Below are 23,867 nucleotides of genomic sequence, written 5' to 3' on the forward strand. Positions count from 1 at the left end.
AGAAAACAGGCAATCACAGGCGTGGCACGGCCCCGCATCGTGAACGCACCTAAGTACGTCGCCTACCATCGAGCCTCGTGCCCGCCCACCGCATCGCCCGTCTGGTCGCTGTCATAGCGGGTATCGCAGGCGTCCTGCTCTGCGGGATCGTGCCGCTGCTGCCGGTCGAACAGACCACCGCGACCATCCAGTGGCCACAGGCTGCCGGCCCGGACGGACTCGTCGCCGACGTGACCGCACCGCTGGTCTCCGGCGCCCCCCAAGCCCTCGACGTGTCCATCCCCTGCCAGGCCATCGCCACCCTGCCCGCAGCAGGCGGCCTCGTCTTCTCGACTGTGCCGGCCAACGGCATCGACGCGAGCCGCAACGGGCTGTTCGTGCGAGCCGACGCGGATACCGTCGTCGTCGCCTTCCGGGACACCGTCGCGGCGGTCGCGCCACGGTCGGCCGTCGCCTCCGGGACCTGCAGCGCCCTGCACATCTGGGCCAACGCCGGCAGCGTCGGCGCCGACTTCGTCGGCCTGCCCGGCGCCACCGGCACCGTGTCCGCCGACAAGAAGCCCCAGGTGGCGGGGATCTTCACCGAGCTAAAGGTGGCCGCGCAGCCCGGCCTGTCCGCGCGCATCGACATCGACACCCGGTTCATCACCTCCCCGACCGTGCTCAAGCTCGCAGCCGAGATCCTCGGCGTGCTGTGCGTCATCGCCTCCATCACCGCCCTGGCCGTGCTGGACCGACAGGGTGGCCGCCGCGTCGCGCACGCCTGGACGCGGCTGTGGCGGGTCGGCTGGGCCACGTGGCTGGCGGACGTCGGCGTCATCGGCACGCTGCTGGTGTGGCATGTCATCGGTGCGCTGTCGTCCGACGACGGCTACAACCTCACCATCGCGCGAGTGGCCGACCAGGCCGGCTACGTCACGAACTACTTCCGTTACTTCGGCGCCACCGAGGCGCCGTTCGACTGGTACCAGTCCGTGCTGGCCCAGTTCGCCGCCATCAGCACTGCCAGCGTGTGGATGCGGATTCCCGCGACGCTGGCCGGTATCGGCACCTGGCTGATCCTCAGCCGTTGGGTGCTGCCCCGGCTGGGGCGGGCGCTGGCGGTCAACCGGGTGACGATGTGGACCACGGGTGCGGTCTTCCTGGCCGCCTGGCTGCCGTTCAACAACGGGTTGCGCCCTGAACCGCTGATCGCCTTCGGCACCATCGCGACGTGGGCGCTGGTCGAATACGCCATCGCGACGCGACGTACCTGGCCTGCCGCGGTGGCGATCGTCGTCGCGGTGTTCAGCGTGACGCTGGCGCCGCAGGGCCTGATCGCGCTGGCCCCGCTCCTGGTCGGCGGCCGCGCCGTCGCCGGTGTCATCCGTCGCAGACGCGCGGAGGGCCGCCTGGCGGTGCTGGCATCGGTGATTCCGTTGGCGGCCGCACTGTCCCTGATCTTCGTGGTGGTGTTCCGCGATCAGACCCTGGCGTCCATCGCCGAGTCGGCCCGCATCAAGTACAAGGTGGGACCCACGATCCCCTGGTACCAGGACTTCCTGCGCTACTACTTCCTGACCGTCGAGGACAGCGTCGACGGATCCCTGACCCGACGCTTCGCGGTGCTGGTTCTGCTGCTCTGCCTGTTCGGCATGCTCGCGGTGCTGTTGCGTCGCGGCCGCGTTCCCGGCGCGGGCAGCGGGCCGACGTGGCGGCTGATCGGCGCTGTCGCGGTGGGGCTCCTGCTCCTGACGTTCACCCCCACCAAATGGGCCGTGCAGTTCGGCGTGTTCGCGGGGCTGGCCGGAGCGCTGGGCGGGGTGACCGCATTCACGTTCGCCCGGGTGGGCCTGCACAGTCGTCGAAATCTCGCGCTATACGTGACCGCTCTGCTGTTCGTGCTGGCCTGGGCGACATCCGGGCTCAACTCCTGGTTCTACGTCAGTAGTTACGGCGTTCCCTGGTTCGACCGGCAGCCGGTGCTGGCCGGGCACCCGGTGACGACGATGTTCCTGGCATTGGCCATCCTCACCGGCCTGCTGGCAGGGTGGCTGCACTTCCGGCTGGACTACGCCGGGCACACCGAGGTCGCCAACACCGGGCGAAACCGCGCGCTGGCCTCGACCCCACTGCTGGTGGTGGCCGTAGTGATGGTGGTCCTGGAAGTCGGCTCCCTACTCAAGGGCGCCGCGCAGCGCTATCCGCTGTACTCCGTCGCCAAGGCGAACGCCGCGGCGCTGAGCTCTGGGCTGTCGAACGCCAGTTGCGCCATGGCCGATGACGTTCTGGTCGAGGCGGACACTAACGCCGGCATGCTGACGCCCGTCCCGGGGCAGCCGGTCGGCATCTACGGTCCACTCGGCGGGCAGAATCCTGTCGGGTTCACCCCCAACGGGATCAGCGACAGCCTCGCACCGCCGCACCCCGTCGTCGCCAACCCGGGCACGGTCAACTCCGACGGTGACCCCGACAAGCCGAACGTCGGGATCGGCTTCGCCGCCGGCACCGGCGGTGGCTACGGCCCGGTCGGCGTCAACGGTTCGCGGGTGTTCCTGCCGTTCGGGCTCGACCCGCAGCGCACCCCCGTGATGGGCAGCTACGGCGAGAATTCCGTGGCCGCCAAGGCCACCTCGGCCTGGTACCAGTTGCCCCCGCGCAGCCCGGATCGGCCGCTGGTCACCGTCGCCGCGGCCGGCGCCATCTGGTACTACGACGAGGAACACGAGTTCCACTACGGCCAATCACTGAAGTTGGAGTGGGGCGTGCACCGGCCGGACGGCAGTTACCAGGCGCTCGGACAGGTCCAGCCCATCGACGTGTTCGCCCAATATGCTTGGCGCAACCTGCGTTTCCCGCTGGCATGGGCGCCGCCGGAGGCCAACGTCGCCCGCATCGTCGCCGACGATCCCAACCTCAGCACCGATCAGTGGTTCGGCTTCACCCCGCCGCGGGTGCCCCAGCTGCAGACCGCGCAGAGCTTCCTCGGCTCGCAGACACCGGTCCTGATGGACATCGCGACAGCCGCGAACTTCCCATGCCAGCGCCCGTTCTCGGAGCACCTCGGGGTCGCCGAATTGCCCGAGTTCCGCATCCTGCCGAACGCCAAACAGGTTGTGGTGTCCTCGAATCAGTGGCAGTCCGCGCAGAAGGGCGGCCCGTTCCTGTTCATCCAGGCGCTGCTGAGCACCACGGCGGTCCCGACGTACCTGCAAGGCGACTGGTACCGGGACTGGGGTTCGATCGAACGTTATAACCGCGTCGTCCCCGCGACGCAGGCGCCCAACGCCGTCATCGACGAGGGCACCATGAGCGTCTTCGGCTGGCACCGCAGCGGACCGATCCGGGCCCTGCCATGAGTGACGTCAAGATCACCCGCTGGGTCGCGATGATCGCGGGCCTGATCGGTTTCCTGCTGTCGGTGGCGACCCCGGTGCTGCCGGTCACCCAGACCACGGCCACCCTGAACTGGCCGCAGGCCGGCGAGCTCACCAATGTCACCGCGCCGCTGATCAGCTTGTCGCCGGTATCGATGACGGCGACGATTCCGTGCCAGGTCATCCGCGATATGCCTGCCGAGGGCGGCCTGGTGCTCGGCACCGCGCCGCCCAAGGGCAAAGATGCGCCCCTGAACGCCCTGTTCGTCAACGTCACCACGCAGCGGGTCGACATCACCGACCGCAATGTGGTGGTCGCCAGCGTGCCGCGCGCCGACGTGGTCTCCCCCGCCTGCCAGAAGATCCAGATCACCTCGAGCACCGCAGGCACCTTCGCGACCTTCGTCGGGCTCAAGAAGTCCGACGGCTCGGCGCAGTCGTCCGGATTCGCCGACCCGAACCTGCGGCCCGCCATCGTCGGTGTCTTCACCGACCTGACAGGTGCTGCGCCCCAGGGTCTTTCGCTCTCGGCCACCATCGACACCCGGTTCACCACCAGCCCCACCCCGCTGAAGCTGACAGCGATGGCGCTGGCCGTACTGGCGACCATCGTTGCGTTGGTGGCGCTGTGGCGGCTCGACCAACTCGACGGCCGTCGGATGCAGCGCATCATCCCAGCCCGCTGGCGGACCTTCACCGCCGTCGACGCAGGAGTGATCGGCGGGTTCCTGCTCTGGCATGTGTTGGGCGCCAACTCGTCCGACGACGGCTACATCCTGCAGATGGCGCGCGTCGCCGACCATGCCGGCTACATGACGAACTACTTCCGCTGGTTCGGTAGCCCCGAGGATCCGTTCGGCTGGTTCTACAACGTGCTGGCACTGATGACCCACGTCAGCGACGCCAGCATCTGGATGCGGTTGCCGGACTTGATCTGTGCGCTGGTCTGCTGGCTGCTGCTGTCCCGTGAGGTGCTGCCCCGGCTCGGACCCGCCGTGATCGCCAGTAGGCCCGCCCTGTGGGCGGCCGGCCTGGTGTTGATGGCCGCCTGGATGCCGTTCAACAACGGGCTGCGTCCCGAGGGCCAGATCGCCACCGGCGCGCTGATCACCTACGTGCTCATCGAGCGGGCCATCGGGTCCGGGCGTCTGACACCGGCGGCGCTGGCCATCACCGTGGCCGCCTTCACCCTCGGCATCCAGCCGACCGGCCTGATCGCGGTGGCCGCGCTGCTCGCCGGCGGCCGACCGATCGTGCGCATCCTGGTTCGCCGCCGCACAATGGTGGGCACCTGGCCGCTGATCCTGCCGCTGCTCGCCGCGGGAACCGTGATCCTGACCGCCGTCTTCGCCGACCAGACGCTGTCGACGGTCTTGGAAGCCACCAGGATTCGCACCGCCATCGGGCCGAGTCAGGCCTGGTACACCGAGAACCTGCGCTACTACTACCTGATCCTGCCGACGGTCGACGGCTCACTGTCGCGGCGGTTCGGCTTCCTGATCACTGCGCTGAGCCTGTTCACCGCCATGTTCATCATGCTGCGCCGCAAGCGGATACCCGGCGTCGCCCGAGGGCCGGTGTGGCGCCTGATGGGCATCATCTTCGGCACCGTGTTCTTCCTGATGTTCACCCCCACCAAGTGGGTGCACCACTTCGGCCTGTTCGCGGCGGTGGGGGCCGCGATGGCGGCGGTGACGACGGTGCTGGTGTCCCCGGCGGTACTGCGCTGGTCGCGTAACCGGATGGCGTTCCTGGCGGCGCTGATGTTCATCCTGGCGCTGTGCTGGGCGACCACCAACGGCTGGTGGTACGTCTCGAGCTACGGCGTGCCGTTCAACAACGCGAAACCGGCCATCGCCGGAATCACGATCAGCACACTGTTTCTCGCCCTGTTCGTCATCGTCGCGATCTACGCGGCCTGGCTGCACTTCGCGCCCCGTGACCGCGGCGAAGGCCGGGTGGCGCGGCTGCTGACCGCCGCGCCGATCCCGCTGGTGGCCGGGTTCATGGTGCTCGCGTTCGTCGCGTCACTGGTGATCGGAGTGGTACGCCAGTATCCGACCTTCTCCAACGGCTGGTCCAATGTGCGCGCGTTCGCCGGTGGCTGCGGCCTGGCCGACGACGTGCTGGTGGAACCCGACGCCAACGCCGGATTCCTGACGCCGCTGCCGGGCTCGTTCGGGCCACTCGGGCCACTCGGCGGAGACAAGCCGGTCGGCTTCACCCCGAACGGTGTACCGGATCACATTGTCGCCGAGGCGATTCGGATGGACAACCCGATGCCGGGTACCGACGACGACTGGAATCAGCCGGTGGCGCTGAAGACGCCTGGCATCAACGGCTCGACTGTGCCGCTGCCCTACGGCCTCGACCCGTCGCGTGTTCCGCTCGCCGGCAGCTATATCAGCGGCCCGCAGCAGCAGGCGACGCTGAACTCCGCGTGGTACCAGTTGCCCCCACGCGACGATGCACATCCGTTGGTGGTGGTCACCGCGGCCGGCACCATCACCGGCATCAGCGTGTTCAACGGACTCACCCAGGGCCAGTCCGTCGAACTCGAATACGGACACGCCGGACCTTCCGGCGCACCGATCCCGACCGGCCGAGTCACGCCCTATGACCTGGGACCGGCGCCGTCCTGGCGCAATCTGAGGTTCCCGCGCGATCAGATCCCGGCCGACGCCACCTATGTCCGGGTGATCGCCGAGGACAAGTCACTCACCCCAGGCGACTGGATCGCCGTCACGCCGCCGCGGGTCCCCGACGTGAAATCGGTGCAGGAGTTCGTCGGCTCGCAGCAGCCCGTGCTGATGGACTGGGCCGTCGGCCTGGCGTTCCCCTGCCAGCAGCCGATGCTGCACGCCGACGGCGTCACCGAGGTACCCAAGTTCCGGATCACCCCGGATTACGACGCCAAGCGCAAGGACACCGACACCTGGGAGGACGGCATCAACGGCGGCCTACTCGGTATCACCGATGTGCTGCTGCGCGCCCATGTGATGGCGACCTACCTCTCGCGCGACTGGGGCCGCGACTGGGGCTCGCTGCGTCAGTTCAGCAGCATCGTCGACGCCAGCCCCGCACAGATCGATCTGGGCACCGCCACCCGCAGCGGACTGTGGAGTCCGGGCCAGATCCGCATCAAGCCCTGATGCCGGGAGATCGGATCCAGCTGGGTCACGCGGTACTGACCCGGGTGCTGGAACTGACGATCGAAATGCGCACGGGGCTGTTCGCGGACACCCCGCCCCAGGCCTGGGCAGAGCATGCCGACCTGCTGGCGCCGACGTTCGTCGCCCTGGATCGGCAGCTATGGCGAATTGCCATGCAGAGCTGGGTGATCCACGTCGACGGCCTGACTGTCGTGGTGGACACCGGCGTCGGGAACGGGCGCGAGCGGCCGCACATGCCGCCGTTGGATCACCTCGACACCGACTACCTCGCCGCGTTGGGCCGGGCCGGTGTGCACCCGGAAACCGTTGACGTGGTGATCAATACGCACCTGCACACCGACCACGTCGGCTGGAACACCCGCCGCCGCGGCGATGCCTGGGTGCCGACGTTCCCGAATGCCCGTTATCTGATGCCCGAGGCTGACTACCGGTTCTTCAGCCCGGACGGACCCGGTGTCAACGACGGCATGCGATTGGTGTTCTCCGACAGCGTCATTCCCGTGCAGGAGCAGATCGTCTTGTGGTCGGGCGAGTACCAGGTGAGCCCGTCGCTGACGCTGCGGCCGGCGCCGGGTCATACGCCCGGCTCATCGGTGGTATGGCTCGACGCCGGGGTGCGCGCCGCCTTCGTCGGCGATCTCACCCACTGCCCCATTCAGATCGTCCGCCCGGACGACCCGTGCGCCTTCGACGTGGACGTGGCGGCTGCCACACGGTCCCGCTCTGCGGTGTTCACCGACGCCGCGCGGCTCGGCGCCTACCTCGTGCCCGCGCACTATCCCGGCCACGGCGGGGCGCTACTGCGCGCCGACGGCGAGACGTTCGCGGTCGACCGGTGGTTGGGGCTCGAAGCGATCTAGTTGTCGGTAGTCGGTGGTTGACCCGGAACGCGGTGAAACGTTGGGTGGGGGTTTCATCGGTGGGCGGGCCAGGGATCGCGCGCTGAGTGGGACTGATGTGGTTGCGCAGCAGAGTAACCAATGCCAAGTCAGATCCACCGCTTATCCGACAGTCCCCGCCGGCAGTCCGGTTTTGCAGCGTTATGGCGCGTGGCTCTCTTCGTCTGGAGGCGGTGCTTCGATCTCGTGACAGTTGGGCGTGGTCGGTACGTGGTTGAACCGGTCGGTCAGCCAGCTCATGCTTCGTTCACCGTCGACAAACGGCGATACCAACGAGTTGACATCGAGTTTGTTGAAGAACGGAGGTTGCTCGTTGGTCCAGAGGGTCACGTCGGCGCCTTTGGCGCACCAGTCCGCTGCCGTTTGACGCACTGACATGTACGGAGCGAACGGATCCCAGCGGTTGTGCTCAAAGTAGACCGGACCGGTTGGTTTGACGTTGCCGATACGTTGTGCGGCAAGCAGACTCTTGAACGGATCAACCGCAACGGCCTCGTAGATGTTGTTGTTGAACCAGCCGTCGAAATGGCGGAACATGTAGTTGATTCCGGTTTGCAGCAGGCACTGGCGGCCGGTGTTGTCGAGCATCTCCAGACCGCGTGGGGTCAAAGTGTCGCGGATTGGCTGTTCTAATTCCGGATAGGACGCGAAGATGCCGCGCAAGACGTAACCGGTTGCTCCTGCCAGGAAGTCTCCGTCCATGGGGGCTAGAACGGTCGCCAAATCGGTAGGCGCAGAGGCCGCATACGTACCAACCACGTCGAGTTCTGGTCCGTATGATTCCGCCAGCTCGGCGGCCGACAATGCGGCGTGACCGCCGGACAGCCATCCCCAAAATGCGACTGGGCCATGTGGGTCCAGCGACGTGCCCGGCAGTTTCATCGCTGCGCGGGCGGCATCGATCAATGCGGTGCCGCCGGCGACGCGGTTCAACCATTGCGGTGACATCGAGCCATGCACACCTGCTCCGACGCCATCGGTGACAACTATGGCGAAGCCGCGGGCAAGTAGCGTTGCGATCCAACCCTCTTCGACGTTGAACATCAGGTCGAACCCCGTTTGCAGGGATGCGTGGATGCCCTGATTGAACATCCGCGACGGCGCGCATTGCTCACCCATCCCGTAGGGAATTGTCGCGTAGGCAATCAGCGGCCGTGGACCTTTTCCCGGCCACGGGTTGTCCGGCTCGATGTAAGTGCCGGTCACTGCGACGGGATTGCCCTGTGCATCGCTACTGCGGTACATGATTCGGGTTCCGGTACCGAGAAATGCGCCGAGCTGTCCGGAAGGCTCGAGTACCAAACGTGAAGGCTCTGTGCGGATCAGGTCGCCACTATGGCCATTCGGAAGGGGGTCAGGAGGGGTATAAAACTGCTCGTATCGACTTTCGTCGGCATGCGCGACGGGGATGGTCTGTGCGACAGGGGCCATTACGGCAATGGCGGTCAGCAAGGTCGCAAGCCAGGGGGTTCGTCGGCTTGATATTCGAGAAATTCGCTCGACTCCAACGTGCGTCACCAGGGTTACCAGCCTTTCGTGTGGGTTTGGACGTAGCGCCTCAGATGCCTGCTTGATCGGTGCGAAGGATTGTGAGGCCACCTGCTCACGGTCGCGCGGGTCTCGGCGCTCACGTGACCTTTGGGGCGTGGTCTAGAACAGGCGTACTCAGGGATGCGCCGCTACTTAGGTGGCTAAACTACTGTTAGACAGCCACTCTGGGAACCAGAATCCGGAGTTACGGACTTTCGGTCGGAGCGTTGTGGCCGCTTGACTGAACATCCATCTGCCGACGCAGAACGAAACGCTGAATCTTGCCGCTCGGCGTTTTCGGCAGGCGGGTAACGAAATGCACATCGCGCGGATAGGCGTGCGCCGCGAACTGCGTCTTAACTAGTTGTTGCAGTTCAGCTTTCAACTCCTCTGTGTCCACCGACGTGTCGGTGAGCACAATGAATGCTTCGAGAGCCTCACCCCGAAGCTCGTCCCGTCGCCCGACCACCGCAACTTCGGCGACCGACGGGTGGGTGATCAATACGCTCTCGACTTCGAACGGGCCGATGCGATAGCCCGCCATGATGATCACATCGTCGTCACGTGCGGAGAAATAGAAATTGCCGGCGTCATCGACGTGCCCGGTGTCGCCGGTCAGATACCACCGTCCGCCGTCGACGAAACGTGCAGCCGTCTGCTCCGGTGCGTTGAGGTAGCCGCTGAACCACATCGACGGGCTTTCCGGCACATTGACCGCAATCCGACCGTCGACGATGCCCGTGGTGAAGCCAGGCATTGATTGGCCCATCGAGCCGGGAGTCAGCGGACGGCGCAGCCCATCTGCCCAATGGTTGTTGACCACCATGCCCAGTTCGGTTTGCCCGTAATGATCGCGTACCTCCGTGCCCAGCGCCTGCTCGGCCCACTGCGTCACATCCGGCGTCAGCGGCTCTCCGGCAGATGACGCGCATCGCAGCGAAACGCCGTTGACGTCGGTCTGATCTTTACAGAGGGCCCGGTACACGGTGGGAGCTGCGGTGAAGTTGGTGACGTTGAGTTCAGCGAGAACTCGGGCAGTCAGTGAGGCGGAAAATGGTTCGTGCAGAAGAAGATTCGGCGCCCCGATGGCCAGCGGTCCGACAATGCCGTAGTACAGGCCGTAGGCCCACCCAGGATCGGCGGCATTCCAGAACACATCGGCCTCAGCGACGTCGAGTCCCCAGCGCATGTAGGTGACGATCGAGGCCAGCGCACGCAGCGGCACCACCACCCCTTTGGATGAGCCAGTGGTACCGCTGGTGAACAGCAGGATCAGTGCTCCGTCACCGCCGACCGTCACCGACTCGGTCATGGGCTCGCTTTCCGCCACGAGGGAGTCGAACTGTTTCCCGGCGACGATCGTGGTGAGTCCGTCGATGCCAGCTAGCTTGGGTGCCTGTGTTGGTTCGGTGACAACGACTTTCGCCTTCCCCGCGGTGAGGCGGATGTCGATTGCCGGAGTCGAGAACGCGGTGAACAGCGGCAGATGTACAGCTCCGAGCCGGAGGATCGCCAGGAGCGTCACGACCAGCTCGCTGCGTTTACCCATGAGCACGCCGACGGCGTCTCCGCGGCCGACTCCCCTCGCCGCCAGCGCGGACGCCAGACGTTTGGACCGGTCGCCAAGATCACCGTAGGTGAGCTGTTCTGCCACAAGCGAGTCGCCATCCAGGTGCAATTCGATGAATGCGGTGTCGGCCGGGTTGTGCCGATCAAGAAGTAACTCGGTGGCGTTCGCGCTCGGCGCGCCGTATCGGGTGAGCCACAGTTCAAGCTGATCGGACATTGACCGGACCCCGTTACCGGGCTCGGTATCATGCGCGGCGGCAGAGGGATTCGGCACAGACTCTCCTGGTGGATGTGTTTTGGCGAGACGTTGTTGGGGTGTCTCGTGAGGTGTTGTGGTTGGGCGGACCCGTGTGCTGGTCCAGTCGCTGCTCGCCCGAGGAGCCTCAGCTTTGGCCGCGGCGTGCAAGTCCACGGATTGCCTCGACACCAGCGGGGTGGATGATGTCGCCGTGTTTGGCCATGTTGTTGGCGTGTCCCAGCATGTGCTGGGCAAAGGCGGCATCGATGGCCACTCCGTAGCCCTGGGCATCGAGTGCGGCGTTGATGCTCGCCTTGGCGAGCCGCAGACCGTAAGCAGGCATCTCGGCTATGCGCGTCGCCAGGTCCACGGTGAACTGGTCAAGTTGTCCGTCTGGAACAACGTGGTTGACCATGCCGCGCTCGTGGGCCTCTTGGGCCGTCACCGCCGCACCGGTGAACAGCATCTCCTTGGCCTTACGTGGTCCGACCTCCCACATGTGGGAGAAATACTCCGCCCCATTGAGGCCAAAGGCGACGACGGGATCGGCGAACGTTGCCGTCTCGCCCGCGACTATCAGATCCATCGGCCACAGCAGCATGAGCCCGCCGGCGATGACGCGGCCGTGAGCTTGCCCAATCGTCGGTTTCGGCAGATCACGCCATCGCCGACACAGACCGAGATAGGCCTCGCATTCGAAGGCATGCCGACCCTCGATCCCCGGCGTACTCAGGCCGACACCGAGTGTCGCCACGGGATCTCCCGGGATCGGCGAGTCACGTTCGCTGACGTCGTGTCCGGACGAGAAGTCCGGCCCGGCCCCGGCCAGAATGATGACCTTCACGCCGTCGTCTCCGGCGGCGCTTACGAACTCGGCGTCGAGGTCATAGAGCATCTGCGGATTTTGGGCATTTCGTCGCTCGGGACGATTGAGGACAAGTCGGGCGACCCCGGGTGCCGGCGTGTCCCGGCGAACGAGGGACGTCATCGTGCCTGCATCGCGGTCAACTCCGCCACATCTCGCCAATAGGGCTCGCGTAACCGGCGTTTGAACAACTTGCCGGTGTCTTCCCGCGGTAGGGAGTCGACCACGACCACTTCTCGTGGGACTTTGTAGCGAGCCAGGCGTGCCGCGACGTGCGCGCGGATGTCCTCGACGTCGAGGTCGGTACCCGGGGTCGGCTCTATGTACGCAGCGATCACCTCACCCAGATCTGGATCTGGGATCCCGAAGACCGCGGCGTCGGCGACGCCGTCCAACTCCAGTAGAGCGCCCTCGATCTCGGCGGGATAGATGTTCACACCGCCGGACACGACCATGTCGGTCAATCGATCACTGAGATACAGGTACCCGTCCTTGAGGTGACCGACGTCGCCCAGGCTCAGGTAGCCGTGACGTTCCATCGCACGACGTTTCGCGTCGTCGCCGATGTAGGTGAAATCTGGCCAGCCGGTGAAGCAGCGTCCATAGATCTGTCCGTCTGTCCCGTCGGGTACCTCGGCACCGTCTTCATCGAGGATGCGTATGTCCGCGTCACCAATTGGTCGACCGACCGTTCCCGGGTGGGACAGTGCCTCGCCAGAGTCGCACGTGGTGAAGGCGCCGATCTCCGCGCCCCCGTAGTACTCGTGGACGATCGGACCGAGCCAATCGATGATCGCCGCTTTAACGTGCGGCGGGCACGGTGCGGCGGCGTGCACGATGGCGGTCAACGACGACAGGTCGTAGGCCGCACGCTTCTGCGGTGGGAGCTGCAGAAGCCTGTTGAACATGGTGGGGACCACCTGCAGGCTGTCCACCCGGTGTTTTTCGATGAGTTGAAGCAACTCTTCGGCGTCGAACTTAGGCATCAGGTGGACGTTCATTCCCATCGCCACCGCGAACATCGCGTGCACATTGGGCGCTGAGTGGTAGAGCGGTGCCGGGATCACAGTGGTTCCACCAGGCTTGAGATGGAAGAGCTCGGCGACGGTGGAGATGACGGCCGACCGGTCCTCGTCCTGGATGGGATTGCGTAGCACTCCCTTTGCGCGACCGGTTGTTCCCGAGGTATAGATCACGCTCATCGGGGCGGGCAGCGCCGGTTGTGACCACGGCTCGGGCGATGTGCTCCACTGCTCCAGCAGTGGCAATTCGCCGGTGATCTGCGGTGTTTGGAGGCCGTAGGCGCGGGCGACCTCGGCGGGGACGCCGGCCTCGACGATGATGACGTCATCCCCGGCCCGCTCCTGCACATTCGGGAGCAGATCGGTGTGAACAACGGCCACTTTGGCGCTGCTATCTGCGAGCGCGTGCGCCAGGTCGTCACCGGTCCAGTGCCAGTTGATCGGGACCGGCGCCGCGCCAAGGAGGGTCACCGCGAGCGTGAGCTCGATGAAGGCCACCTCGTTACGCATGACGATGGCGACGCGGTCGCCTTGACCGACGCCGACGCTGTCGAGGGCGGTGGCTATCCGTGCGGCGCGTTCCTGCACTGCACTGAGGGACCTTTCGTACGGTCCGCAGGTGATCCGAGCGGATTGGGTCATTGTCGCGTCCATTCAGTGGAAGTCGGCCGGAGAGGGAGTGAACGGAATCCGCCTGGCCCACTCGGCGGTGGCGTTTCCCAGCACTTCGTTCCAGCTCTGGCCTTCGAGCACCGATACGGCCTCGACTTCGGCGAGGACTGCTGGTGGCGTGTCCTTCACCTCCACGCCGGCGAACTCAGCCCACTTTTGCGAGGAGTTACGGAACTGACGCGTGGTGAGGGGCGATCCGATGGCGTTGGCTGGATCGCGCATGGCTTCTTCGGAGGTGATGAACTGCACGCCCAACCTGGCCAGCTCTGCGAGAATGCGGTCGACAGTCACGCCGGCGATCGTGGTGCCGTGGATCAGCAGAATATGGGCGGGCGAGCGCCCGAGTGCGCCGGCAGCTGCGGCGGCCTGCTCCCGGACCTGAGTAATGGCGGTGCGTACCAGCGTGTCTTCGAGCCACTTCTGGGAGTCAACGTCGGCCAGTGCCAGTGCACGCTGGTAAGCGACGGCGAATTGTGCGTCGTAGAACCACAGCGTGACCGGTGAGGACAGGTAGCCGGTGCGGGTGAGATGGGTCTGAACCTGGCGGGTCTTCTCCAGGGTGTCGCCTTCCATCGCGAAGGCGTAGCGGAAGTAACGCGACGGTGCCTGCTCCAGCCACGGGCTGAGGATCTTCTCACTCTTGTCGACATCACCGAGGTAGGTCTCGGCATCGATCCAGTTGAGGCTGATGTGCTGATGCGTGTGGTTGCCGACGTGGTGACCAGCGGCGCACCAGTCGTCGAGGATCTTCAAGATGCCGGGGTCATCCTCGGTCGGCGCGGTGCTGTTGAACGCGTACACCTCGGGCACGTTGTGATTGGCGAAAGCCTCGATCATCGCCTGGCTGACGGACTTCGGTCCGTGCCCGGCGGGAAAGGGGATGCCCGTCCACTGGAATTGGTCGTCGATGGTCACGGCGACGCGCAATCCGGCGAGCGGGTCAATTGAGCGGTTCATTGCGAACTCCTTATGTCTGCGGGCAGAGCAAGCATGATTTGCGCCACAATCGGAGTCGATGTGCCCAAGTGACACTTTTGTGTGTGGTGTGATCACACTCACATTCATCGCCGGTGCTCTATAGGCTCAGGTCATGGCGAACGATCCGGGACTTGCGTCGCCTCCATTCGTCGTCTGGCTCGACGAAGTCGGAGTGGAGGGTTTCGCCGAACTCGCCGACGAACTCTGGTCGCAGGTTCCCGCGCTGCACAGCAGCCCTCCGGGGACGCGGGAAGTGCTTCGCTCGTCTGTCGTCTCGCACTTCGCTGTTCTTCGGGCAAGCTTCCTCGGCGATCCGCACCGGGCTGTGCCCCTTCCGTGCGCCGCCCGCGAGTTCGTGGAGTACATGGCGCTGGCCGACGCTTCGCTGTCGGGAATTCTTCGGTCCTATGAGGTAGGGCACGCCAGCATTTGGCGCGGCTACACCCGTTTCCTGCGGGATTCGTCGCTTCCGCACGCGTCGCGCGCGGACGAGCTGGAGGCGGGTTCGATCCGCATGTTCGAGTACATGCAAGCCATGACGAGTGCGACCGTCGCCGCCTTCAACCAGGTCCGCATTTCGGTGACGCAGGAACGCGATTCGCGACGCGGCGAGATCGTCAAGGGGGTCCTCGCTGGTTCGGTCGACGCGACAAACCTGCTGGACGGTCTCGGCTACCGCGCCGACGACACCCACATCGGGTACGTCGCTTGGTCGGTGTCCGATAGCGGTGCCGGGGAAGTGGGTGAGCCGATGCGCCGCTGCATCGCGGCTCTGGCCAGACAGCATCTCGCCGTGCCAGCCGGAGTGGCGAGCGTACACGGATGGTTCACGCCGATCTCTTTGTCGGCGTATGGCCGGCTGCGTGACCTCGAACTGCCGCCCGGCGTGGGCGTAGCCTTCGGCGCTCCTCGGACCGGGATCGAAGGTTTTCGACACACCCACGAGGAGGCTCTGCTGAGTGCCCGGGTGGCTCCGCAGGCGAACAAGCACGCCTGCTTCCCGGATGTGGCAGTCGAGATACTCGTCTCCCAGCGTGGCGATCTGGCGCGGCGTTTCGTGGAGGACCGGGTGGGTCCCCTCCTGCAGCACGAGAGCCGTGACCGGATGTTGGCTACCTTGCAACACTTCTTGGAGACCTCGGGTAGTCCGTCACGGTGTGGCCGCAGACTGGGGCTACACGCCAATACCGTGACCCAACGCATACGACGCATCGAGGAGATCCTGGGATACCCGATCGACCCAGAAGACCTCTCGCTGCGTGTCGCCCTCGCGGTGCGACCAGCGCTTCCCAGCGAGATCAACCAAGAGCGATAGCCACGCAGCGGGGACGACATCGAAGACGGAAGAGCGCTCGGCGCAGTTGGGAGCATCACCGAGGCGCCATGTCGACCCGCTACGAGCCCACCGCGGCGAGCAACCGCTTGAGCTCCCGCCGGTCCCGTTCACTGAGGTTCGCCAGCACGGTGCGCTCAGCCTCGCCTACACCGATATCCACCTGGGCAAGCAGATCGAGGCCGGCCCGTGTGAGCTCGGCGGGTAGCGCCCGCCCGGACCGTACTGAATCGGGTCGCGTAACCAGGCCGCGGTCCTCAAGGCGCTGCAGCACGATGTTCATCGCCTGCCTCGACACGTTGGCGCCTCTGGCCAGTTCCGCGTTGGACAGCCCTGGCGAGTGCGACAGCATCCGCAGGCAGATGTATTGCGGGAATGCGAGTTCCAGCGGTTCCAGCACGGTGGTGACGACCTGGGTGCGCAGGGCCGAGGCGACACGGCTCAGCAGGTAGCCCAGCGGCTGGCCCTCAAGAAAACTCATGTCAATCATATTGACACATATCAATGTGATTGATATACCTGGGGCATGACACATGCGACCAATGAAATGTTCGAGGCCTCCTACCGCGGCGAGGCCGCAGAGGTCGGATTGGGCACCAAACCGCCGTGGAGTATCGGCGAACCGCAGCCCGAGATCGCCGCGCTGATCGACGCCGGCAGATTCCACGGCGACGTGCTCGACGCCGGTTGCGGCGAGGCCGCGACCGCCCTGGCTCTGGCCGAAAAAGGTTTCACCGCAGTAGGATTGGACCAGTCACCGACGGCCATCAAGTTGGCCCGTGCCGAGGCCGCCAAGCGCGGCCTGACGAACGTGAGTTTCGACGTCGCCGATATCAGCGCCTTCACCGGCTACGACGGCCGCTTCGGCACCATCGTCGACAGCACGCTGTTCCATTCGATGCCGGTGGAGTTGCGCGACGGCTACCAGCAGTCCATCGTCCGGGCGGCGGCGCCGGGTGCGTCCTACTACGTCCTGGTCTTCGACAGCACGACGATGCCCGAAGGCACCCCGGTCAACGCGGTCACCGAAGCGGAACTGCGCGAGGCCGTAGGCAAGTACTGGGTCATCGACGAGATCCGGCCGGCCCGCATCCACGCCAACGTGGCCGAGAACTTCACCGGCTTCCGGGATTTCGCCGGCGACGCGGTGCGTGACGAAGGCAACGGCCGCACATCGGTACGCGCCTGGCTACTCTCGGCCCACCTGGGTTAGATGGGGATCAGGCCATGCTTACGCTGGACGCGCTGAATCTGCTTGTCCCGCAGCAGTCTCATGGCACTGCGTAGCTGCAGACGGGTCAGGTGCGGTTCGATGACCGCGTCGACGTAACCGCGTTCGGCGGCAATGTACGGCGTCGCCAGGTTCAGGTTGTAGCCCTCGATGAAGTCGGCCTTGATCTTCTGCACCTCGGGAGCGGTCGGATCCGGGAACCGCTTCACCAGCAGCTGCGCGGCACCGTCGGCGCCGATCACGGCGATGCGAGCGGTCGGCCAGACGAAGTTCATATCAGCGGTGAGCTGTTTGGAGCCCATCACGGCGTACGCGCCGCCGTAGGACTTCCGCACGGTGATGGTCACCTTCGGCACATCGGCCTCGACAACCGAGTACAGGAACCGGCCGCCGCGCTTGATGATGCCGCTCTTCTCCTGCTGAACCCCTGGCATGAACCCCGGGGTGTCGACCACGAAAACCAGTGGGACGTTGAACGAATCGTTGAACCGGACGAAGCGGGCGGCCTTGTCGGACTCTTCGTTGTCGATCGCTCCGGCGTTGACCATCGGCTGGTTGGCGATCACCGCGACGGTCCGTCCGTCGACCCGGGCGTAGCCGGTGATGATGGCCTGCCCGGCCTGCGCGGCGACCTCGAGGAAGTCGCCGTCGTCGAAGATGCGCAGCAGGACTTCGTGCATGTCGTAGGCGGTGTTGTCAGAGTCCGGCACGATGGCGTCCAACTCCAGGTCGTGCGGGGTCACCTCGGGCTCCAGCCCCGGGTTGACGATGGGTCCGTCGTCGAAGGTGTTCGACGGCAGGAAGCCCAGATAGTCGCGAACGTACTGGAAGGCGGCCTTCTCATCCTCGACGACCTGATGGATGTTGCCGTACTTGGCCTGATAATCGGCGCCGCCGAGCTCGTCGAGCGAGACGTCCTCACCGGTGACGTCCTTGATGACGTCCGGGCCGGTGACGAACATGTAGCCCTGGTCACGCACGGCGATCACCAGATCGGTCTGGATGGGCGAATACACCGCGCCGCCAGCACATTTCCCGAGAATGATGGACACCTGCGGCACCAGGCCGGACAGCAGCTCATGCCGGCGGCCCAGCTCTGCGTACCAGGCCAGCGACGTCGCCGCGTCCTGGATGCGGGCGCCGCCGGAGTCGTTGATGCCGATGATCGGGCAGCCGACCATGGCCACCCACTCCATCAGCCGGGCGACCTTACGGCCGAACATCTCGCCGACCGTGCCCTGGAACACCGTCTGGTCGTGGCTGAACACCCCGACCGGACGGCCGTCGATGGTGCCGTGGCCGGTGACCACACCGTCGCCGAAGAGTGCGTTGGGATCGCCGGGTGTCTTGGCCAGCGCACCGATCTCGAAGAAGCTGCCCGGGTCGAGCAGCGCATGGATGCGCGACCGGGCGCTGGGAATGCCCTTCTTGTCACGCTTGGCGACGGCCTTCTCACCACCGGGTTCTTTGGCCAGTTCCAGCTTTTCGCGGAGTTCGGCAAGTTTTTCCGCGGTGGTGTTAGCAGTCACGTCGCGCTCACTTTCCCTTGGTGGCTTGGATCTCGTTGATCGCCTGGCTCATATGCGCCCCGACCTTGGCGATGTAGGGCTCGTCGATGGCCTGGATGTGCTCGCCGCCGATGTTCACCACTTCGAGATCGCTGACGAACTCACCCCAGCCGCCGTCGGGTTGGCGGGTAGCGTACGCCGGCTCGAACATGATGGCGTCGTCGTGGTACCGGTCCGCCATGTACAGCGTGACGTGGCCGTCGTAGGGCTGGATGTCGGCAAGGTCGAGGGTGCGCTGATCTAGGTAGGACGTGCGCTGGTGCTCGATGATCCCGCCGGGGATCTGCACGCCGCTCTGCTTGACCGCCTCGAGGATGAACTCGACCTGGCCGGCGTCGTCGCGCTCCTCGAGCTGCTCGTAGGGAATCTCCGGGATCTGCACGTTGAACGTCTTCTCCGCGAACTTCGCGTAACGATCCCAGCGCTGGCGGGTCGCCTCTTTGGTCCGCTCGATCGGTTCGCCCGGACGGACGGCGTCGATCAGGCCGACGAACCGGACATCGGCGCCGGCTTCCTTCAGGCCGATCGCGCAGGCGTAGGACAGTGCTCCGCCCAGTGACCAGCCCGCCAGGATGAACGGCTTATCCCCATTGAGCTCAAGGAGTTTCGGCACGTACTGCGCCGCCCGTTCCTCGATCGTGCCCTCGACACGTTCCAGGCCGATCATCGGCGTCCCCGCAGGCAACCGGTTCAGCAGCGGCTCGTAGACCACTGTCGAGCCGCCTGCCGCGTGGAAGACGTACACCGGCACCTGGTCGTCGGACTCGGCGGCCCGGATGGTCCGGACGAACCCGTCGAGCTCACCGGCCTCCAGGAATTCGCGCACCGTCGTGGCCAGCGCCTCGATGGTCGGCGCGGACGTGACATCGTCGACGGTGATGGTGCCCTCGGAACGTTCCGAAAGCCGTTGCGCCACCTTCGCGGCTGCCTCGCCGTCGAGCTCGGGCAGCGCGTTGAAAATGCCGCCGGGCGACTTACCGGTGACGATCGCCCATGTCGCGAACGTCAACCGTTCGGCCGCATCACGCGGCGGCACATCGGAATTGAGCGCCTCGGCGATCGCCTGTTGGTTGAGTGCCGCAGCGGCCGCCGCCAGATTCGGCTCGGGCGCAGCGGCCGGTTCGGCAGCAGCAGCCGGACCGGCCGGGTTGGTGGGCGGGGGCGGGATCGGTGCACCGGGTCCACCAGGGTTGGTGGGCGGGGGCGGCACCGGATTGGTGGGCGGGGGCGGTACCGGAACCGTCGACGCCGTCTCGGCAGCCTTTACGTTCAGTTCCTCAGCGGCCTCCGCAATCTCGGCGGGCGTGACCTCGGACAGTCGCTGCTCGATCTCCTCGGCCGTTGTCGCGCCGCCCAGTAACTCGGCCTGGGCCTTCGCCACTTCCTCCGGACTGGCCGTCTGCTGGAACTCGTGCAGCTGCGCCACCTCGTCGCGGTGCTCGATCGCATAGCCGATGAGCTTCTCGACGTTGTAGAGATTCGCGTCGCGCACGGCCTGCAGCTGAATCGGCGGCAGGTCGAAGTCGTATTCGACCCGGTTCTTGATCCGCACCGCCATCAGCGAGTCCAGGCCCAGCTCGATCAGCGGCACCTCCCACGGCAGATCCTCGGGCTCGTAGCCCATCGCCGAGCCGACGATGGTGGCCAAGCGGTCCCCCACGGTCTCCGAGGAATCCGGGGACCACTTGGCGAAACCGGCACCGAGGTTGGCGCCCTGAGTCAGGTTGTCGGACAGGATCTCTGCGTCGTCCACCACGACCGCCTCGATCGCGGTGCTGGTCGGCACCAGTTCGGTACCGGCCACCGCGGCGCCGGCTGCAGCGGCTGTCGGCAGTGCGGTCGCTGCGCCACCGCGGGTCACGATCGCGTCGTACACCAGCGTGAAGGACTCCTCGATGCGGGCGTGCACCTGCACCGTCGCGCCGCCGGGGTGGCGCGACAACGTCGTCACCAGCTTGGCGCCGTCACCGGGAATCGCCCGCTGCTCGACCGCCGTCAGCTGGGCATCTGGAAGCACCTGCACCGCAGCCGCTTTCACCAGGGCAGCCAGGTCGGTCACGCCGCGCGGCTCGTACTCCCAGACGTGCTTACCGTCAGGAGTGGCCACGTGGGCGCCCGGTATGAGCGATCCCCCGTTACCGGAGAACCGGACGTCGAGCCAGTGCTCCTTGCGCCTGAAGCGGGTCGGCGGGATGTCGGCGAAGTCCGTCGCAGGATCCTCCGCTTTGGTGAACAGCGTCCGGATGTCCAGATCGTGGCCGTGGACGTAGAGGTTGGCCATCGCCGTGGTCATGGCGTCGACCTCGTCCTGCTTGCGTGCCAGCGTCGCGATCAACTGGGCGTCATGCAGACCCGCGGCCATCGTGGTCAGGCCGACCTGCATCAACGCGACCGGATTGGGCGCCAGCTCAAGGAAAGTGGTGTGGCCGCTGTCCACCGCGTTGCGGATGCCGTGGGTGAAGTAGACGCTGTGGCGCAGCCCCTTCTTCCAGTAGTCGACATCGTGGATAGGCTCGCCACCGGGGCGGATGAAGCCACCCTCATGCACCGTCGAGAAGTAGCCGATGTTGAGCGGGTGCGGCTCGATGCCCTGCAGTTCGGCCGCGAGCTCGCCGAGCAACGGGTCCATCTGCTGAGTGTGGCTGGCGCCCTTGGTCTGGAATTTGCGGGCGAACTTGCCCTCTGCCTCGGCCCTGGCGATGATCGCGTCGACCTGCTCGGGCGGGCCACCGATCACCGTCTGGGTCGGCGCCGCGTAGACGCACACTTCGAGATCGGGGTAGTCCGAGAAGACCGTCTTGATCTCCTCGGCGGAATACTCGACGAGCGCCATCAGGCGGATGTACTCGCCGAACAGCATCGCCTCGCCCTCACCCATCAGGTGCGAGCGCGAGCAGATGGTCCTGGTGGCATCGGCCAGCGAAAGACCGCCGGAGAAGTAGGCCGCCGCGGCCTCACCGAGTGACTGCCCAACCACCGCACCGGGTTTCGCGCCGTGGTGTTTGAGCAGTTCGCCGAGTGCGACCTGGATCGCGAAGATGGTGACCTGGGTGGTCTCGATGCCGTAGTCCTGGGAGTCGTCGAGGATCAGTTCGACCACGGAATAGCCCAGCTCGTCCTGCACCAGGGCGTCGACCTTGTTGATCCACTCGGCGAACACCTCGTCGCGCAGATACAGGCTCTTGCCCATCTTGCGGTGCTGCGCACCGAAACCGGCCAGCACCCACACCGGACCGTTGGACACCGGGCCGTCGGCCGCGAGCACCAGCGGGCTCTGCTTGCCGTCGGCCAACGCCCGCAGGCCTTTGATCGCCTCGTCGTGGTTGTGCGCCAGCACCACCGCACGCGAGCGGCCGTGGTTGCGCCGTGACAGGGACCGGCCGATCGACTCGAGCGAGGACGCGCGGCCCTCCGGGCTGTCGATCCAGTCGGCCAGCTCCCCGGCCGCAGAACGCTTGCGGGACGTCAGGAAGGCCGAAACTGCCAGCGGCACAACCGGTGTCGGCCGCTCTTCGGACTCCAGCTCCTCACGGGCGACCTCGAGTAGGCGCAACGCCTCGTCGGTCAGGCCGGGGAGCTCAAGCTCGTCCTCGGCGGCATAACCGGCACCGGCCGCGCTGTATTCGTCGTCCGCGTCGTCGTCATCGTGGATGAACTCGCCGTACTCGTCCATCCGGACGCCGCCGATGAACTGGCCCGCCGATTCGGCGGCCTTGGCGGATGGAGTTGTGACTGCTTCCGTCTCGGGCTCGACGAGATCGCTGGGCAGCACCTCGCGGACCACCAGGTGCGCATTCGCGCCGCCGAAGCCGAAGCCGGACACGCCTGCGATGGCGTGGCCGCTGTAACGCGGCCAATCGGTGACGGTGTCAGCGACTTTCAGGTGGATCGCGTCGAAGTCGATATATGGGTTCGGTCCGGCGTAGTTGATCGACGGCGGCAGCTTGTCGTGCTGCAGGGCCAGGGCGACCTTGGCCAGACTGGCGGCACCCGCGGCCGATTCCAGATGTCCCACATTGGATTTCACCGCACCCAGCAGCGCAGGCTGCTCGGCGGTGCGACCTCGACCGACGACACGACCCAGCGCATCGGCCTCGATCGGGTCACCGAGGATGGTGCCGGTGCCGTGCGCCTCGATGTAGTCGACGGTGCGCGGGTTGATCCCGGCGTCCTTGTAGGCCTTGCGCAGCACGTCGGCCTGCGCGTCCGGGTTGGGCGCCAGCATGCCGTTGGACCGGCCGTCGTGGTTGACCGCGCTGCCCGCGATGACGGCGATGATCTGATCGCCGTCGCGGCGCGCGTCGGCGACGCGTTTGAGCACCAGCATGCCGCCGCCCTCGGACCGGGCGTAACCGTTGGCGTCAGACGAAAACGACTTGATCAGGCCGTCGGGCGCGAGCACGCCGCCGACCTCGTCGAAACCGATGGTGACCAGCGGGGTGATCATCGCGTTGACGCCACCGGCCAGCACCACGTCGACGTCACCGGCGCGCAGCGCTTTGACCCCCTCGTGGACCGCGACCAGCGAGGACGAGCACGCGGTGTCGATGGCCATCGACGGGCCGCGGAAGTCGTAGAAGTAGGAGACCCGGTTGGCGATGATCGAACTCGCGGTGCCGGTGATGGCGTAGGGGTGCGCGGTGGTCGCGTCTGACACCGCGAGGAACTGATAGTCGTTGTTCGAGGCGCCGATGTACACACCGACATCGCCACCACGCAGGCTGGAGGCCGGGATCCTGGCGTGCTCCAGGGCTTCCCACGTCAGCTCCAGCGCGATCCGCTGCTGCGGATCGATGTTGTCGGCTTCCATCTTCGACAGCGCGAAGAACTCGGAATCGAAACCCTTGATATCCGAGAGGTATCCGCCGCGGGTGTGGGCCCGCGCGACTCGCTCGGCGATCCGCGGCTCGGCCAGGAACTCTTCCCACCGGCCGTCGGGCAGGTCGGTGATACCGCTGCGTCCGGCCAGCAGCGCCTGCCAGGTCTCCTCCGGGGTGTTCATGTCACCGGGGAACCGGGTGCCGATGCCCACGATCGCGATATCGTCGAGATCGGCTGTCCGCGACCAGTCTTCGTCTTCCCCGTCCGCGCTCTCGTCGACGGGCTCACCCTCGACGATGACCTGCGCCAGTGCCTCGATGGTGGGGTGCCGGAAGGCGACCGTTGCGCTCAGGGTGACACCGGTCAGGTCCTCGATATCCGACGCCATCGCCACCGCGTCGCGCGAGGACAGGCCGAGTTCGACCATCGGCGCGGATTCGTTGATCCCGTCCGGGGATTGGCCGGTGGCAGTGCCCACCCAGTTGCGCAGCCACGCCCGCATCTCGGGGACGGACAGTTCGCCGCGCTTTTCTGTGGGAATCTCGTTCTGTTCAGACATCGAAGGCCTCACCTCGGGTCGAGCCTGACCTTCGGCTCGTCCATATGTATCTC

The 23,867-nt window shown here is 66.0% G+C and carries 13 protein-coding genes; 5 read left to right on the forward strand and 8 right to left on the reverse strand.

Annotated elements, in window-relative coordinates:
• Positions 1-77 precede the first annotated feature (77 nt).
• From H7J73_RS08905 to H7J73_RS08915, 3 genes are read left to right on the forward strand one after another with little or no spacing between them, the layout of a single operon-like run.
• Positions 78-3,338 (forward strand): arabinosyltransferase domain-containing protein, encoded by a 3,261-nt coding sequence (locus H7J73_RS08905; protein ID WP_264066960.1) that lies wholly within the window; start codon positions 78-80, stop codon positions 3,336-3,338.
• Positions 3,335-6,508 carry an arabinosyltransferase domain-containing protein gene (locus H7J73_RS08910; RefSeq protein WP_264066961.1) on the forward strand — a complete coding sequence of 1,058 codons (3,174 nt, stop codon included), beginning with the start codon at positions 3,335-3,337 and terminating at the stop codon, positions 6,506-6,508. Before H7J73_RS08905 ends, H7J73_RS08910 begins: the two co-directional genes overlap by 4 nt.
• Positions 6,508-7,389 (forward strand): MBL fold metallo-hydrolase, encoded by an 882-nt coding sequence (locus H7J73_RS08915; protein ID WP_264066962.1) that lies wholly within the window; start codon positions 6,508-6,510, stop codon positions 7,387-7,389. Before H7J73_RS08910 ends, H7J73_RS08915 begins: the two co-directional genes overlap by 1 nt.
• A 180-nt stretch (positions 7,390-7,569) precedes the next feature.
• On the opposite strand, the gene H7J73_RS08920 is transcribed toward H7J73_RS08915, so the two are convergent.
• The 5 genes from H7J73_RS08920 to H7J73_RS08940 form a co-directional block, all read right to left on the reverse strand.
• Positions 7,570-8,859: a lipase family protein gene (locus H7J73_RS08920; RefSeq protein ID WP_264067108.1), complete on the reverse strand. Its 1,290-nt coding sequence runs from the start codon at positions 8,857-8,859 to the stop codon at positions 7,570-7,572.
• Positions 8,860-9,163: 304 nt separating this feature from the next.
• Positions 9,164-10,744: an AMP-binding protein gene (locus H7J73_RS08925; RefSeq protein WP_264066963.1), complete on the reverse strand. Its 1,581-nt coding sequence runs from the start codon at positions 10,742-10,744 to the stop codon at positions 9,164-9,166.
• Between the two features lie 166 nt (positions 10,745-10,910).
• Complete coding sequence (locus H7J73_RS08930; RefSeq protein ID WP_264066964.1) at positions 10,911-11,753, reverse strand: enoyl-CoA hydratase; 843 nt, start codon at positions 11,751-11,753, stop codon at positions 10,911-10,913.
• The gene (locus H7J73_RS08935; RefSeq protein WP_264066965.1) at positions 11,750-13,294 is read right to left on the reverse strand and encodes an AMP-binding protein; all 1,545 of its coding nucleotides are present in this window, start codon (positions 13,292-13,294) and stop codon (positions 11,750-11,752) included. The genes H7J73_RS08930 and H7J73_RS08935 overlap by 4 nt, the downstream gene beginning before the upstream one ends.
• 12 nt (positions 13,295-13,306) lie before the next feature.
• On the reverse strand, positions 13,307-14,281 hold the full coding sequence (locus H7J73_RS08940; protein WP_264066966.1) for a polysaccharide deacetylase family protein: 975 nt from the start codon (positions 14,279-14,281) through the stop codon (positions 13,307-13,309).
• A gap of 133 nt (positions 14,282-14,414) precedes the next feature.
• Between H7J73_RS08940 and H7J73_RS08945 the strand changes: the two genes are divergently transcribed.
• Positions 14,415-15,617, forward strand: a complete 1,203-nt coding sequence (locus H7J73_RS08945; RefSeq protein ID WP_264066967.1) for a PucR family transcriptional regulator — start codon at positions 14,415-14,417, stop codon at positions 15,615-15,617.
• A gap of 79 nt (positions 15,618-15,696) precedes the next feature.
• Here H7J73_RS08945 and H7J73_RS08950 read toward each other — a convergent pair whose 3' ends face one another.
• Positions 15,697-16,116 (reverse strand): MarR family winged helix-turn-helix transcriptional regulator, encoded by a 420-nt coding sequence (locus tag H7J73_RS08950; protein ID WP_264066968.1) that lies wholly within the window; start codon positions 16,114-16,116, stop codon positions 15,697-15,699.
• A gap of 45 nt (positions 16,117-16,161) precedes the next feature.
• Between H7J73_RS08950 and H7J73_RS08955 the strand changes: the two genes are divergently transcribed.
• On the forward strand, positions 16,162-16,848 hold the full coding sequence (locus H7J73_RS08955) for a class I SAM-dependent methyltransferase (RefSeq protein ID WP_264066969.1): 687 nt from the start codon (positions 16,162-16,164) through the stop codon (positions 16,846-16,848).
• Here the strand turns inward: H7J73_RS08955 and H7J73_RS08960 are convergent.
• Together H7J73_RS08960 and pks13 are read right to left on the reverse strand one after the other, a co-directional pair.
• Positions 16,845-18,395: an acyl-CoA carboxylase subunit beta gene (locus H7J73_RS08960; RefSeq protein WP_264066970.1), complete on the reverse strand. Its 1,551-nt coding sequence runs from the start codon at positions 18,393-18,395 to the stop codon at positions 16,845-16,847. The genes H7J73_RS08955 and H7J73_RS08960 overlap by 4 nt on opposite strands.
• A 7-nt stretch (positions 18,396-18,402) precedes the next feature.
• On the reverse strand, positions 18,403-23,814 hold the full coding sequence (pks13, locus tag H7J73_RS08965; RefSeq protein ID WP_264066971.1) for a polyketide synthase Pks13: 5,412 nt from the start codon (positions 23,812-23,814) through the stop codon (positions 18,403-18,405).
• Positions 23,815-23,867: the final 53 nt, after the last annotated feature.

The organism is Mycolicibacterium komossense (assembly GCF_025822605.1).
In the GTDB taxonomy this organism is placed as follows: Bacteria; Actinomycetota; Actinomycetes; order Mycobacteriales; family Mycobacteriaceae; genus Mycobacterium; species Mycobacterium komossense.

What these genes read in the sequence shown, in the direction of transcription:
- H7J73_RS08915 (WP_264066962.1), top strand. Translation starts at nt 6,508, where the DNA reads ATGCCGGGAGATCGGATCCAGCTGGGTCACGCGGTACTGACCCGGGTG.
- H7J73_RS08955 (WP_264066969.1), top strand. Translation starts at nt 16,162, where the DNA reads ATGACACATGCGACCAATGAAATGTTCGAGGCCTCCTACCGCGGCGAG.
- H7J73_RS08935 (WP_264066965.1), bottom strand. Translation starts at nt 13,294, where the DNA reads ATGACCCAATCCGCTCGGATCACCTGCGGACCGTACGAAAGGTCCCTC.
- H7J73_RS08930 (WP_264066964.1), bottom strand. Translation starts at nt 11,753, where the DNA reads ATGACGTCCCTCGTTCGCCGGGACACGCCGGCACCCGGGGTCGCCCGA.
- H7J73_RS08910 (WP_264066961.1), top strand. Translation starts at nt 3,335, where the DNA reads ATGAGTGACGTCAAGATCACCCGCTGGGTCGCGATGATCGCGGGCCTG.
- H7J73_RS08920 (WP_264067108.1), bottom strand. Translation starts at nt 8,859, where the DNA reads ATGGCCCCTGTCGCACAGACCATCCCCGTCGCGCATGCCGACGAAAGT.
- H7J73_RS08925 (WP_264066963.1), bottom strand. Translation starts at nt 10,744, where the DNA reads ATGTCCGATCAGCTTGAACTGTGGCTCACCCGATACGGCGCGCCGAGC.
- H7J73_RS08945 (WP_264066967.1), top strand. Translation starts at nt 14,415, where the DNA reads ATGGCGAACGATCCGGGACTTGCGTCGCCTCCATTCGTCGTCTGGCTC.
- pks13 (WP_264066971.1), bottom strand. Translation starts at nt 23,814, where the DNA reads ATGTCTGAACAGAACGAGATTCCCACAGAAAAGCGCGGCGAACTGTCC.
- H7J73_RS08940 (WP_264066966.1), bottom strand. Translation starts at nt 14,281, where the DNA reads ATGAACCGCTCAATTGACCCGCTCGCCGGATTGCGCGTCGCCGTGACC.
- H7J73_RS08950 (WP_264066968.1), bottom strand. Translation starts at nt 16,116, where the DNA reads ATGAGTTTTCTTGAGGGCCAGCCGCTGGGCTACCTGCTGAGCCGTGTC.